This window comes from Pseudoalteromonas sp. KAN5, assembly GCF_022846535.1.
GTDB lineage: Bacteria > Pseudomonadota > Gammaproteobacteria > Enterobacterales > Alteromonadaceae > Pseudoalteromonas > Pseudoalteromonas haloplanktis.
The window spans coordinates 1,224,655-1,237,880 of sequence record NZ_AP025589.1; the positions used below are offsets into that span (position 1 = coordinate 1,224,655).

Annotated in this window: 10 protein-coding genes and 1 pseudogene; 7 read left to right on the forward strand and 4 right to left on the reverse strand. The window is 40.5% G+C overall.

Annotation, left to right across the window (positions count from 1 at the left end):
- Positions 1-40: 40 nt before the first annotated feature.
- A complete protein-coding gene (locus KAN5_RS05300) occupies positions 41-1,081 on the reverse strand; it encodes an endonuclease/exonuclease/phosphatase family protein (RefSeq protein WP_244390654.1) in 1,041 nt (346 codons plus the stop codon).
- Positions 1,082-1,339: 258 nt separating this feature from the next.
- Between KAN5_RS05300 and thrS the strand changes: the two genes are divergently transcribed.
- The 6 genes from thrS to KAN5_RS05330 all read left to right on the forward strand — a co-directional run bounded on the left by thrS (position 1,340) and on the right by KAN5_RS05330 (position 6,736).
- The gene (gene thrS, locus KAN5_RS05305) at positions 1,340-3,250 is read left to right on the forward strand and encodes a threonine--tRNA ligase (RefSeq protein ID WP_016707246.1); all 1,911 of its coding nucleotides are present in this window, start codon (positions 1,340-1,342) and stop codon (positions 3,248-3,250) included.
- A 59-nt stretch (positions 3,251-3,309) separates the two neighbouring features.
- Positions 3,310-3,873 (forward strand): translation initiation factor IF-3, encoded by a 564-nt coding sequence (gene infC / locus KAN5_RS05310; RefSeq protein WP_016707245.1) that lies wholly within the window; start codon positions 3,310-3,312, stop codon positions 3,871-3,873.
- A 208-nt stretch (positions 3,874-4,081) separates the two neighbouring features.
- Positions 4,082-4,282: a 50S ribosomal protein L35 gene (gene rpmI / locus KAN5_RS05315; RefSeq protein WP_004587840.1), complete on the forward strand. Its 201-nt coding sequence runs from the start codon at positions 4,082-4,084 to the stop codon at positions 4,280-4,282.
- A 15-nt stretch (positions 4,283-4,297) separates the two neighbouring features.
- The gene (rplT, locus tag KAN5_RS05320) at positions 4,298-4,660 is read left to right on the forward strand and encodes a 50S ribosomal protein L20 (protein WP_008110477.1); all 363 of its coding nucleotides are present in this window, start codon (positions 4,298-4,300) and stop codon (positions 4,658-4,660) included.
- 181 nt (positions 4,661-4,841) lie between these two features.
- Positions 4,842-5,915 carry a histidine kinase gene (locus tag KAN5_RS05325; RefSeq protein WP_016707244.1) on the forward strand — a complete coding sequence of 358 codons (1,074 nt, stop codon included), beginning with the start codon at positions 4,842-4,844 and terminating at the stop codon, positions 5,913-5,915.
- Positions 5,912-6,736, forward strand: coding sequence for a LytTR family DNA-binding domain-containing protein (locus tag KAN5_RS05330; protein WP_016707243.1), 825 nt, complete (start codon positions 5,912-5,914; stop codon positions 6,734-6,736). Before KAN5_RS05325 ends, KAN5_RS05330 begins: the two co-directional genes overlap by 4 nt.
- A 104-nt stretch (positions 6,737-6,840) precedes the next feature.
- Here KAN5_RS05330 and pyk read toward each other — a convergent pair whose 3' ends face one another.
- Positions 6,841-8,277 (reverse strand): pyruvate kinase, encoded by a 1,437-nt coding sequence (gene pyk / locus KAN5_RS05335; protein WP_016707241.1) that lies wholly within the window; start codon positions 8,275-8,277, stop codon positions 6,841-6,843.
- Between the two features lie 439 nt (positions 8,278-8,716).
- On the opposite strand from pyk, the gene gndA reads away from it, so the two are divergent.
- Positions 8,717-10,090, forward strand: coding sequence for an NADP-dependent phosphogluconate dehydrogenase (gene gndA / locus KAN5_RS05340; protein ID WP_016707240.1), 1,374 nt, complete (start codon positions 8,717-8,719; stop codon positions 10,088-10,090).
- 84 nt (positions 10,091-10,174) lie between these two features.
- Here gndA and ansA read toward each other — a convergent pair.
- Both ansA and sppA read right to left on the reverse strand, forming a co-directional pair.
- A pseudogene (gene ansA, locus KAN5_RS05345) lies at positions 10,175-11,186 on the reverse strand (asparaginase).
- Positions 11,187-11,259: 73 nt separating this feature from the next.
- Positions 11,260-13,125, reverse strand: a complete 1,866-nt coding sequence (gene sppA / locus KAN5_RS05350) for a signal peptide peptidase SppA (protein WP_138554318.1) — start codon at positions 13,123-13,125, stop codon at positions 11,260-11,262.
- Between the last annotated feature and the right edge of the window lie 101 nt (positions 13,126-13,226).

Genomic DNA, 13,226 nt, shown 5'->3' on the forward strand with positions numbered 1-13,226 from the left:
GTCATTCTCTAAATAACTAGTTTGTTACATTATACCCAAGTCAACTCAAGATGCGAGTGCAGTTGGTATTAAAAGCGATTTCAATGGCAACGCCGCTATGATCGCTGATGCAAATATCCTCCTCTGTATGTGCAGGGTTTAAATGCTTGTCGAAGCTTAAATAGCGCATAGAGTGTATACGTGATAACACACACTTAGTATTGAAGTGGCCGGAGACTAAAATATAATCCAGAACATTGCCACGGCCTTGATAATAATGGGTGGCAGGTTTGATTTTACCTTCAATCGCTTCGGTGCTTAATGCAAATGCGTCAGTCAGTCCAACTATGGGTTGTTCAAGCTCTAGACATGGTTCGCATCGAGTCGGGTGAAAACCTTGCGCCATAAACGATAACGCTGGGCTTTGGATATTGTCGTTAAAGTCGCCCATCACTAAGGTGGCACAATTTTTCTCACGCTGCGTTTTAAGTGCGTCGTAGTAAACAATTGATGCTTCCAGTGACCGTGATATATGTGATTGCATCATGCCAACCGTTTGCTGCAGTAAATTAAGTAGTGGATCGTCTTGATTGTGAATGTTTAGCATATGCGCCATGGAATGCACTCGTTGTGATTTAAAGTGCACCACATAACAGGCTAGCTCGCCAAAGCCGGGTATATCAAAATGACATTTAATTGGCGTACGGTTAAATTTAAACTCATTTTGATTATTTAAATATTCCAGTAGCTCAGGGCAAGGAGTTAGTTGCTGGCATTGCTGAAAAGGAATTTTTGCGGCAATCGCGACGACGGGATTAAATAATACTTGCGGGTAGAGATTGTCACTGCGGGGGCAGGCGACGGTTGCAAAATAGTTATAGCCTTGCTCTTTGCACAGTATTTCGAGTTGTTGTGGGCTAAATACTTCTTGAAATGCCACCACCGTGGCTTGGCTTTGTTGCAAGAAGTCAGCAATAAATTGCTGTTTTTGCCGCCATTGTGTTGCATTGTAACGTTCGTGTAATTGATAAAAGGAATAAGGGGGCGCTGCATAATTAAGTAAATTTAAGGTGGCAAAACGAATACTTTTAAGTGTGGTCATTCGATGATCCAACAGCTGAAATTGCATTAAGTATGAAATGCCGCGGTTATTTGTCAATTTGTCTGGCTAAATACTTGTATTTAACCGCCTCAAACGCGACAATAACTGCTTGCGTTTGGTAAGACTCAACAAATGCATTAACCAATATGGTTAAAATTAACAATGCTTATTCGTAAAAGCGTTGTCGAGTTACTCATTTTACTTTAAATAAATACATGTGATGCATTGTAGGCGTCACCACTGTAGTAAGGATTTATAATGCCAGTTATTACCCTTCCTGACGGCAGTCAGCGTAGTTTTGAAAACCCAGTTAGCACCCTTGATGTAGCCAATGATATCGGCCCAGGCCTTGCTAAAGCGACCATTGCAGGTCGTGTTAATGGCGTGCGTGTGGATGCATGTGATTTAATTTCTGAAGATTCACGCTTAGAGATTATCACGGTAAAAGATGATGATGGTTTAGAGATCATTCGTCACTCATGCGCTCACTTAATAGGTCATGCTGTTAAGCAGCTGTTCCCAGAAGCAAAAATGGCAATTGGTCCTACTATCGATAATGGTTTTTACTATGATATCGATATGGAACATTCACTTAGTCAAGAAGACTTAGACGCCATTGAAAAGCGCATGTTACAACTTGCAAAAACAAACTACGACGTTGTTAAACAAACCGTCAGCTGGCAAGAAGCGCGCGATGCATTTGCAGCGCGTGGCGAAACATACAAAATCGAAATTTTAGACGAAAATATCGCTAAAGATGATCGTCCAGGCCTATATCATCACGAAGAGTATGTTGATATGTGTCGTGGTCCGCACGTACCAAATATGAAGTTCTGCCAACACTTTAAAATAATGAAAGTAGCAGGTGCTTACTGGCGTGGTGACTCAGAAAACAAAATGTTGCAACGTATTTATGGCACCGCTTGGGGTGACAAGAAGCAACTAAAAGCATATTTAAAGCGTTTAGAAGAAGCTGAAAAACGTGACCACCGTCGTATTGGTAAAGCCCTTGATTTATGGCATTGGCAAGAAGAAGCACCGGGCATGGTGTTTTGGCATAACGATGGGTGGAGCATTTACCGTGAACTAGAAGACTTTGTGCGCGAAAAACTACGCGAATACCAGTACGAAGAAGTAAAAGGTCCAATGATGATGGACCGCTCGTTATGGGAAAAGTCAGGCCACTGGGATAAATATTCAGATGCAATGTTTACCACTGAATCTGAAAAACGTGAGTACGCTATTAAGCCGATGAACTGTCCAGGTCACGTACAAATCTTTAATCAAGGTTTAAAATCGTACCGTGATTTACCACTGCGTATGGCTGAGTTTGGTTGTTGTCACCGTAATGAGCCATCAGGTGCGTTGCACGGCTTAATGCGTGTTCGTGGTTTTACTCAAGATGATGCGCATGTTTTCTGTACCGAAGACCAAGTGATGGATGAAGTATCATCATGTATCAAAATGGTTTACGACACTTACGAAACGTTTGGCTTTGAAAAAATAGTTGTAAAGCTTTCTACTCGCCCTGAAAAACGTATCGGCGAAGACGAAATTTGGGATAAAGCAGAGCAAGCATTGGCAGATGCGCTTAAAGCAAATAACATTGAATTTGATTATTTACCGGGTGAAGGCGCCTTCTACGGTCCGAAAATTGAATTTACTTTGTACGATTGCTTAGACAGAGCGTGGCAATGTGGTACAGTGCAACTCGATTTTGCTTTACCGGGTCGTTTAGGTGCAACGTATGTTGCTGAAAACAACGAGCGTCGTACACCGGTTATGATCCACCGCGCTATTCTTGGTTCTATCGAGCGTTTTATCGGTATATTGACTGAAGAGTATGCAGGTTTATTCCCAACGTGGCTTGCGCCTAAGCAAGTAGTGATCATGAATATCACTGATAAACAGGCGGATTATGTGCAAGAAATTGTACAAAAATTAAATAAACTTGGAATTAGAGCCGCTGCTGACTTGAGAAATGAGAAGATTGGCTTTAAAATCCGTGAACATACATTAAAACGTATTCCTTATTTACTTGTTGTTGGCGATAAAGAAGTTGAACAACAAGAAGTGGCAGTACGGACTCGCACAGGTGAAGACTTGGGCAAATTTAATGTTGATGACTTCGTCGCTAAAATTTGTGAAGAAATTAAACATCGACAATAAAAATCCAGCGTGTAGGGCATTAACACAACAGCTAACTACACGCTTAATATTTGATATTCTTGGAGGAACGTACCATTAGAGGCGGCAAGAAAGGGCAACAAACAGCTCAAAAAAATCGTATCAACGATGAAATTACAGCTAAAGAAGTTCGTTTAATCGACATCGACGGCGAACAAGCTGGCATTCAAACATTAAGAGATGCGCAAGCTATGGCTGATGAAGCAGGTGTTGATCTAGTAGAGATCAGCCCAAATGCTGAGCCGCCTGTGTGTAAGGTCATGGACTACGGTAAGTTCATCTTTGAAAAAAGCAAAGAACTAAAAGAGCAGAAGAAGAAACAAAAGCAAATCCAGATAAAAGAAATCAAATTCCGTCCAGGTACGGATGAAGGTGATTATCAGGTCAAGCTGCGTAGCTTACGTAAGTTCTTAGAAGCGGGTGATAAAGCTAAAATCACTATTCGTTTCCGTGGTCGTGAAATGGCGCACCAAGAAATTGGTATAGAATTATTAAACCGTGTTAAAGCTGATTTAGAAGATCTTGCGCAAGTAGAGTCTTTCCCAAATCGTGTTGAAGGTCGTCAAATGGTTATGATGATGGCCCCTGTTGCTAAAAAGCAATAAACAAGCTAGAATACGCACCGAATTTAGCTCAGGTCTGCAAGTAATATGCGAATATTCACCTGAGTTAACCGGTTTTAAAGTAAAACTGCAGCATTTATGTTGAGTTTTCACCGGAATATGGCAGTAAGTTAGGCCTAAAAGTGGAGCTGTAGCAATATATCTCACGCCTGCTTACTAATTTTAAAGCAATACATTTGGAGTTATTGCAATGGCTTATAAGCTAAAAAGTCACAGAGGCGCAGCTAAGCGTTTCAAGAAAACTGCTTCTGGCGGTTTCAAGCGTAAACAAGCGCATCTTCGTCACATTCTGACTAAGAAAACTTCTAAGCGTAAGTTACACCTACGTCCTAAGATGATGGTTCATAAAAATGACCATGGTCTAGTTTCACGTATGTTACCATTCGCTTAATAGGGGTTTTTAGAAATGGCAAGAGTTAAACGCGGCGTTGTCGCACGTGCACGTCACAAAAAAGTTTTAAAACAAGCAAAAGGTTACTACGGAGCACGTTCACGTGTTTACCGCGTAGCTTTCCAGGCTGTTACTAAAGCGGGTCAATACGCTTACCGTGACCGTCGTGCTAAGAAACGTACTTTCCGTCAATTATGGATTGCACGTATCAATGCTGCTTCACGTCAAAATGGTCTGTCTTACAGCCGTTTTATCAATGGTCTTAAAAAGACTTCTGTAGAAATCGATCGTAAGATCCTTGCAGATATCGCTGTTTATGACCAAGTTGCATTCGCAGCGCTTGTTGCAAAAGCAAAAGAAGGCCTAGCGGCAGCTTAAGCTTTAAAATAAGTAATGAAAAGGAGCCCATGGCTCCTTTTTTTGTGGCTAAAATAAACTGTGTACTCATTTCTAACTAAAATCTTTGCGGTAAGCCTCGTGAAAAGCGAGATAGTCGGTAGTGATCCCACCCCAATTAACGCTATATAATAATTACAAATAAATGAGGTAATTAACTATTTTGAATTGGCAATCCTTAGTTGATAACCGCCAACGGTTTTTTTGGGTCTTACAGATCGCCGGTTGGATAGGTTATGCACTTGTTAACTACATTGGCTCTAAAGTATTTGAAATGCGCGATATCTATGTATTTGTGATCGTGCTCAATGCTTACGCCGGATGTTTAATGACTGTGCCATTACGGTATATGTATCGTAAGGTCTGGAATGCAGCCCCTTGGATTTTAATGCTGGTGGTGTTCACTGCGTCTTATGTTACCGGTACTTTATGGGCGGTGATCCAAAAATTTAATTTATGGGAAATTTACCGCCATGGCTATCGCCCAACAGAGTGGTTTTACTATTTTCAGCAAGGTTTAGATTCGGTTTATATTATCCTTTGTTGGAGTGGTTTGTATTTTGGTATTAAATATTATCAGCTCTTGCAAAGTGAGCGACAAAAGGCCCTTAAAGCAACGACCATGGCCCATGAAGCGCAATTAAAGATGCTTCGTTATCAGTTAAATCCACACTTTTTATTTAATACTTTGAATGCCATATCGACGTTGATTTTGGTAAAAGAAAATAAAGATGCTAATTTAATGGTGTCAAAGTTAAGTGATTTCTTACGCTATACACTCAATACTGATCCAATAAAAAAAGTACCACTTGAACAAGAGTTACATGCATTGATGCTCTATCTTGAAATAGAGCGAGTGCGCTTTGATGAACGACTTCAAGTGAATGTACAAGTCAGCGATGAAGCAAAAAATGCATTAGTGCCAAGCTTGATTTTGCAACCGATCATTGAAAACGCGATTAAATATGCGATAGCTCATCTCACAGAGGGGGGAGTGATTGATATTAAAGCACAAGTTTTTGCTAATGAACTATTATTGGAAGTAGGCGATAATGGCCCTGGTACAGAATTACTTAATGGCCAATTGGTTAACTCACAAGGGGTTGGGGTGGCAAATACTAAAGACCGTTTAAAAACCTTATATGAGAATAACTATTCGTTTGTGTTGTCACATAATACGCCAAGTGGATTGAAGGTTAATCTGCGCGTTCCGTTTGAAAAGGCTGTGAAAAAATGAGCAAGATTAAGACCCTGATTGTTGATGATGAACCTTTAGCTCGTAGAGGTTTAGCAGTTAGATTAGAAGAATTTGATGATATTGAAGTCATGCAACTTTGTAGCTCTGGACAAGAAGCCATAGATGCATGCCAAGCAGGGAAAATAGATTTAGTTTTTTTAGATATTCAAATGCCTGGAATGAATGGATTTGAGGTAGCTAGAGCACTGAGTGAAAGTGTCAGAGCACTACCTGCGATTGTATTTGTTACAGCATTTGATCAGTTCGCAGTCAAAGCGTTTGAAATTCATGCTTTAGATTATATTCTTAAACCAGTCGATGACAATAGACTTAAACAGGCGGTAGAGAAAGTGCATACCTACTTGAAGACGCAACAAGACAACGCCCATAAAAAGAAATTGGCAAGTTTTGTCGCTGGAATTACTGGCAATAATTGTGAAGAGATTTTGAAAAAACTCGCCACCGGCGATACATTAACAGATCGACGTTACCCAGAGTCTTTAGCTGTGAAAGAACAAGGAGAAATAATCCGTGTTCCTGTCGCAACAATTCAATGGGTTGACGCTGCTGGTGATTATATGTGTTTGCATTGCCAAGATGGACAAACTCATATCCTTCGCAAAACAATGAAAGAGTTAGAGCAGGAACTTGATCCACAATTATTTGTCCGCGTACATCGCAGTGCAATAGTCAATACAAAACAAATTAGTAAGCTAGTTACCCAGGTCAGTGGTGAGTATTTGTTAGTGCTAGACAATGGTCAAGAACTAAAGGTAAGCCGTAGTTATCGTGACAAAGTTAAAGCTGCGTTAGCAAGTTAATATTAGTTAGTACAAGTTGTATTAAAACGCTTTTTTATTAAATAAAAAACGCGAGCTCAGTGCGCTCGCGTTTTTTAGTTTTAACTTCTAGCTGAAGTGGCTGATCAAGCAACTGTCACTATTTTCATGGTGTTGGTTGCGCCGATGGTTTCCATTGCATCACCGTGAGTAAGAATAACAGTGTCACCTGATTGTAAAGAGCCTGATGCAACTAAGGTGTTAAGAGCATCTTTTACCATGTTATCTTTTTCACATTGTGTTGAGTCAAAAAATACGGGGTAAACACCACGATATAATGCTGTTTGACCAAGTGTACTTGCGTGACGAGACAATGAATAAATTGGTAACCCAGAGCTAATACGTGACATTAATTTAGCCGTGCTGCCTGATTCAGTTAACGTTACAATCGCCTTCACAGAATCTAAGTGGTTTGCCGCATACATGGCAGATAAAGCAATTGATTCAGCGTTTGACGAGAAACGGCTATCTAAACGATGCTTAGAAACGTGCGTTTCTTTTTGTGATTCTGCACCTAAACAAACGCGTGCCATAGTTGCAACGGTTTCTTCAGGGTAATCACCAGCAGCTGTTTCAGCTGAAAGCATCACAGCATCAGTACCATCTAGTACAGCATTGGCAACATCCATAACCTCTGCACGCGTTGGCATCGGGTTATCAATCATTGATTCCATCATTTGCGTTGCGGTGATCACAGTACGATTAAGTGAACGAGCGCGACGAATAATAAGCTTTTGCTTACCCATTAATGCGGCATCGCCAATTTCTACACCTAAGTCACCTCGTGCAACCATTACAGCATCCGATGCTAATACGATATCATCAACAGCTTCAACGGTTTCTACTGCTTCAGCACGCTCAATTTTAGCTAGCAATTGTGCGTTTGAACCTGCAGCTTCGGCAAGTGAACGCACATATCGCATATCATCACCACTGCGCGGGAATGAAACTGCAATATAATCAACGCCAATTTCAGCGGCAGTAATTAAATCTTCTTTATCTTTTTCAGTAAACGCAGGTGCAGTTAAACCACCCCCTAAGCGGTTGATCCCTTTGTTATTTGATAACACACCACCCACGGTTACTGTGGTATGAACTAAATGACCTTCAACATTTGCAACGGTCAATTGAATTAAGCCATCGTTTAATAGTAATAAATCACCTGGTGCGACGTCTTGTGGCAATTCTTTGTAATCAATACCAACTGCGTTAATATCGCCTTGGCCTTTTTCCATTTTTGCATCTAAGATAAATTTAGCGCCAACGGCCAGTGATACTTTGCCATCTTTAAAAGTAGATACACGAATTTTAGGGCCTTGTAAGTCAGCTAAAATAGCAATGTGCTTACCTAATTTTTTAGCAATATCACGCACAGCTTGAGCGCGATCTTTGTGATCTTGTGCAACACCGTGTGAAAAGTTCAAACGCACTACGTTTGCACCAGCACGGATTATTTTTTCTAAGTTATTATCTCGATCGGTTGCAGGTCCAAGGGTCGCGACTATTTTTGTGCGTCTAAGCATCAAATTCTCCTGTAGGCTTATTAAATTATAAGCAGGTTGACGGTTTTTCGTTATTTATATATGTCGTTTTACACGCATAATACGGTTTTTATTGGCAGCTAATACATCTATAAAAGCTGTGTAACTTATTATGCTGCCATTATTTTATACAAAATAAATATTACCACATTATGACACCGGTGTCAGATTCCGTCAATGATCGGGCTACATCCAAGCTAGGAAAATTTATCGCCCTCAGTGATTGGTTGTTTGCTATAATCGCGCAGAATGTATGTTCTTATGAACTGTGAATAAGTAATTTATTATCCGCAGTACAGGTTTCATAATATATACGCAGTGGTATCTGTCTCTAGGCTCGCATTTTTAAGTGGCTTGGGTATAATGCGCGCGGTATTATTTTCATTTACTAACCAATAGTTGTTACCGAGGAGGACACTAAATGCAAGTTGCATTAGTCGGGTTAGGCGTTATGGGTAAAAATCTTGCTCTGAACTTGATAGAACAGGGTATGACGCTAGTAGCTTATGATAAAAACCCAGATGCGGGCGAAGAGCTATTAAGCTGTGCTAAATTACAAGGCATGGCAGATCGTCTGCACATTGTGTCTGATTTAGCTGATATGGTAAAACGGTTAACGCCACCTCGCTCAATCTTGTTATTAGTACCAGCAGGTGAGTTAGTTGATAAAGTGTGTAACGAATTAGTTGAAGCGGGTGTTGATTGCGACGACATTATTGTCGATTGCGGAAATAGTAACTATAAAGATGGCATAACGCGTAAACTTAAATATCAAAATAAATTTGAATTTGCCACTATGGGGATTTCTGGCGGTGCAGAAGGTGCTCGTCATGGTCCTGCAATGATGGCAAGTGGTTCAGAAGGTGGCTGGGAGCGTGTCGAGCCATGGTTTGAAAAAGTGGCTGCCAGTTACAAAGGTGAGTCGTGTTTTGCCCGTGTAGGTCAATCTGCCAGTGGTCATTTTGTTAAAATGGTGCACAACGGCATCGAATACGCATTAATGCAATTAATTGCTGAAATGTATCAATTATTGCGTTTAGGCACCAACCGTACACCACATGAAGTTGCTGAAATTTTTAACCAATGGTCTGAAGGCTCACTAAATAGCTACTTACTATCTATTTCAAGCCATATCTTATCGTTAGAAACTGACGAAGCGGAAGCCCTTGTTGATTTAATTGACAATAAAGTAGGCGCCAAAGGCACTGGTTTATGGACTGCGCAAAATGCACTAGAACTAGGTATAGCAGTCCCTTCATTGGTAGCTGCAGTTCAAGCGCGTCATCTAACCAATACCGGCGATACACACGCTGCAAAAGAAATGACTTATGCTGCTAAAGCAACGTCACAAGTTGAGCTTGATTTAGACGAACTTAAAGATGCTTTCTTGTTTGCAAGCTTATTGGCATATCGCCAAGGCCTTGCGCTTATTAAAGGCGCATCGCGGGCGCATCAGTGGAAAGTAGACTTATCTAAAACGCTACAAACATGGCGTGCAGGCTGTATTATTCGTGCTGATTATTTAGATAACATTGCTGAGGGTGTTGAGTTTATTGATACCCTTGAAAAAGAGTCACTCGCACTGCGTAAAGTCACAGGTCAAGCTATGATGACCGGATTAGCATTTCCGGTATTAAGCTCAACGCAAACGTATTTCGCCACACTAACTACGCCAAGTAATGGTCATTTAGTACAGGCTCAGCGAGATTACTTTGGTGAGCATGGTATTAAAACCCACAGTGGTGAAGTATGCCATTTAACTGACTTAGTTGATATTGACGCAAAAGTTCGTTAATTAGACTAAACGGTTTAAATAAAAGGCACGCTAATTAGCGTGCCTTTTAGTTTTAAACAATGTTTTTATTGTCAGCAATCCAGCTTAGCGACTCAACTCACCACGTAAGTTATCTTGCATTAGATGGCGAATGGTTTCAATTTCAAGCTTTTGGCTAAACAAGTAATGTAATTTAGTTAAGCATGCTTCCAGTGTCATATCATAGCCACTGATCACACCAATATTGAGTAATGCATTACCTGTTGCATAACCGCCCATATTGACATGACCTTTTAAGCATTGAGTTAGATTGATGATCACCATGCCGCGTATACTTGCGCTGGCTAGGATCTCTAAAAACTCTGGATCTTGTGGAGCATTACCTACACCAAAGCTCAATAATACCAAGGCTTTGATATTATCGTTTACTAGACTTTTAACCACGGCATGACTGATCCCAGGATACAAGTACAACACCCCAATAGGCTGCGGTGTGATGTTGGTGACTTGTAGTTCATTTTCAACATACGGACTCAACTGCCCCTTGAGTAACTGAATGTTGATACCTGATAAAGCCAGTGGCTCGAGGTTTGGCGAGGCAAAAGCATCAAACCCGTCTGCGTGTGCTTTCGTTGCGCGATTACCACGAAATAGTTGATTATTAAAAAATAAGCTGACTTCTGCGATTGGGTAATTTGCCGCTAAATACATGGCATTGAGTAAATTTGACTTGGCCATCAGAGCGTAGCTGTGAAAGGGGAATTTGTGAGCCAGTGACAATTATTGGCTTGGTCAAGTTCTCAAACATAAATGACAGTGCAGATGCGGTATAGGCCATGGTATCTGTACCATGGAGTACCACAAAACCATCATAGTCTTGGTACTTACTTTTAATGTCATCAGCAATTAATTGCCAATGGGCAGGGGACATGTCTGATGAATCAATTAACGGGCAATACTCGTGAATATCGAATAAAGGCATTTCATCACGATTAAATTCAGCATTGTTTACTACGGTTTGTGTTAAAAAGCCATCCGCAGGAATATAACCTCGGCTTGATTTTTTCATGCCAATTGTACCGCCCGTGTATGCGATATAAATACGTTTACGTTTCATAAAAAAGCCCAGTAAAAAAAACTGGGCTTAGTATAACCTGTGCAGATATAGAGTACAGTCGAGAACGACTGATTTACTGAATAACGTTACACACTAAACAACGTGCATAAATTCCTTGCGGATCATTGTAATCTTGTAAGCTTTCAACCTCAGAGGTTAACTGCTTCACTAAGCCATTGATTGACGCTTTATTTGATAATAGATTTTGTAAGCTACTTTGTGAGCCGATAAATGCCTTAACTGATGCATTACCAAATATATCTTGCATTAATTGCTCTTGCCCAGAAAGACTCTGCTTGATGGTTTTAACTTCATAAAAATCAAGTTTAGCAAGTTCAGCGGCAGCTTTTATTGCATCTTGCTTATTACCAAGCTTATCAATTAAGCCTAGCTCTTGTGCTTGGCTTGCAATCCATACACGGCCTTGGGCAATGTTATCGACTTGCTCTGGGGTCATATTCCGTGCTTGTGCAACGACTTCTAAAAAGCGTTGATAGGCATCTTCAACGCTTAATTGAATAACTTGCGCCATCTTTTCATCAAGCGGGCGAGCGATTGATAGGCCACCCATTTCAGTCGTTGCTACACCATCAGAATACACGCCGAGTTTAGCCATCGTGTTTTCAAAGGTCATAAAATTACCAAATACACCAATTGAGCCGGTAATTGTACTTGGTGCAGCCCAAATTTCATTAGCTGCTGATGCAATCCAATAACCGCCAGACGCTGCTACAGAACTCATAGAAGCAATCACAGGCTTGCCTGCTGCTTTAAGGGCCAGTACTTCAGCGCGAATAACTTCAGACGCAAACATGCTGCCACCGCCTGAATCAATACGTAGCACCACGGCTTTTACTTTTTCATCTAAGCGCGCTTTACGTAATAATGCCGCAGTAGAGTCACCCCCAATTTCACCCGCTTTACGTTCGCCGTCAGAAATAGTACCGCGAGCAACAACAACAGCGACTTTTTCAGTTACTGGGTTATCAAACTCAATAGGCGGTTTAATTAATGATAAATATTCATTAAATGAAACTTGATTAAAGGTTTTACCAGTTTCTTCAGTACCTACTAATGCAATCAATTCTTGGCGAACTTGCTGATTCGTTTTTAATGAATCTACCCATTGATGTTCAAGTGCGTACCGACCTGAATCACCATTCACAGCTTGCATTTTTGCAAGGAAGATATCCATAGTTTCATCAAAGTTTGTTTCATCAAATGGGCGTACTGCGGCTACATCTTGCTTGTATTCTTGCCATAAGGCACCTAGCCAAACTCTGTTAGCTTCTTTGGCTGCATCCGACATATCATTACGAATAAATGGTTCAACTGCAGATTTAAATGTGCCAACGCGGAAGATATGCTGTGTGATACCCAGCTTCTCTAATGCATCTTTAAAATACAGTGGGTACATAGCAAAACCTTGAATTTCAACACCACCGTAAGGGTGCATTGAGACTTCATTTGCATGAGCCGCAAGGTAATATTGCGCTTGAGAGTAATAATAGCCTGATGCAATTACTTTTTTACCTGTCGCTTTAAAACGATCAAGCGCCTGTGTGATTTGCTTTAATTTATTCAAATGCGCATTCGGCATTTTTTGTAAATCGAGCAAAATGACACTAATACGATCATCTTTAGTTGCTTGGTCAATTACTTCAACAATATCATCGAGTAAAATTTCTGCCGGCTCTTCGTTACCCATTGTGGCATCATTGATGGCTGCTTCAATTGGATCTACGTAGGTTTTTTCTTCTACGATTGGTCCATTGAGGTTGAGCCTGAGCACAGAAGTATCGGCAACTTTAATTTCATCGTCATCACTGGCTATTGAGACAATGAAAAGAATCACAATTAGTACAAATAAAAAATTGAGAACTAAACGACGAGAAAAGTTAATTCCTGCCCAGAGTCCTTTAAACAGCTTTGCAATCAAAATAAATCCTTAGTCTGGTACAACTTATATCTAACTCCATCTTAGCCTAGAATAAAAATTTATTTAACTGTTAAATCGTAACTAAGTATTTATGAATGACG

Coding starts and splice junctions, on each gene's coding strand:
- KAN5_RS05300 (WP_244390654.1), bottom strand. CDS start 1,081: ATGACCACACTTAAAAGTATTCGTTTTGCCACCTTAAATTTACTTAAT.
- thrS (WP_016707246.1), top strand. CDS start 1,340: ATGCCAGTTATTACCCTTCCTGACGGCAGTCAGCGTAGTTTTGAAAAC.
- rpmI (WP_004587840.1), top strand. CDS start 4,082: ATGGCTTATAAGCTAAAAAGTCACAGAGGCGCAGCTAAGCGTTTCAAG.
- rplT (WP_008110477.1), top strand. CDS start 4,298: ATGGCAAGAGTTAAACGCGGCGTTGTCGCACGTGCACGTCACAAAAAA.
- KAN5_RS05330 (WP_016707243.1), top strand. CDS start 5,912: ATGAGCAAGATTAAGACCCTGATTGTTGATGATGAACCTTTAGCTCGT.
- pyk (WP_016707241.1), bottom strand. CDS start 8,277: ATGCTTAGACGCACAAAAATAGTCGCGACCCTTGGACCTGCAACCGAT.
- gndA (WP_016707240.1), top strand. CDS start 8,717: ATGCAAGTTGCATTAGTCGGGTTAGGCGTTATGGGTAAAAATCTTGCT.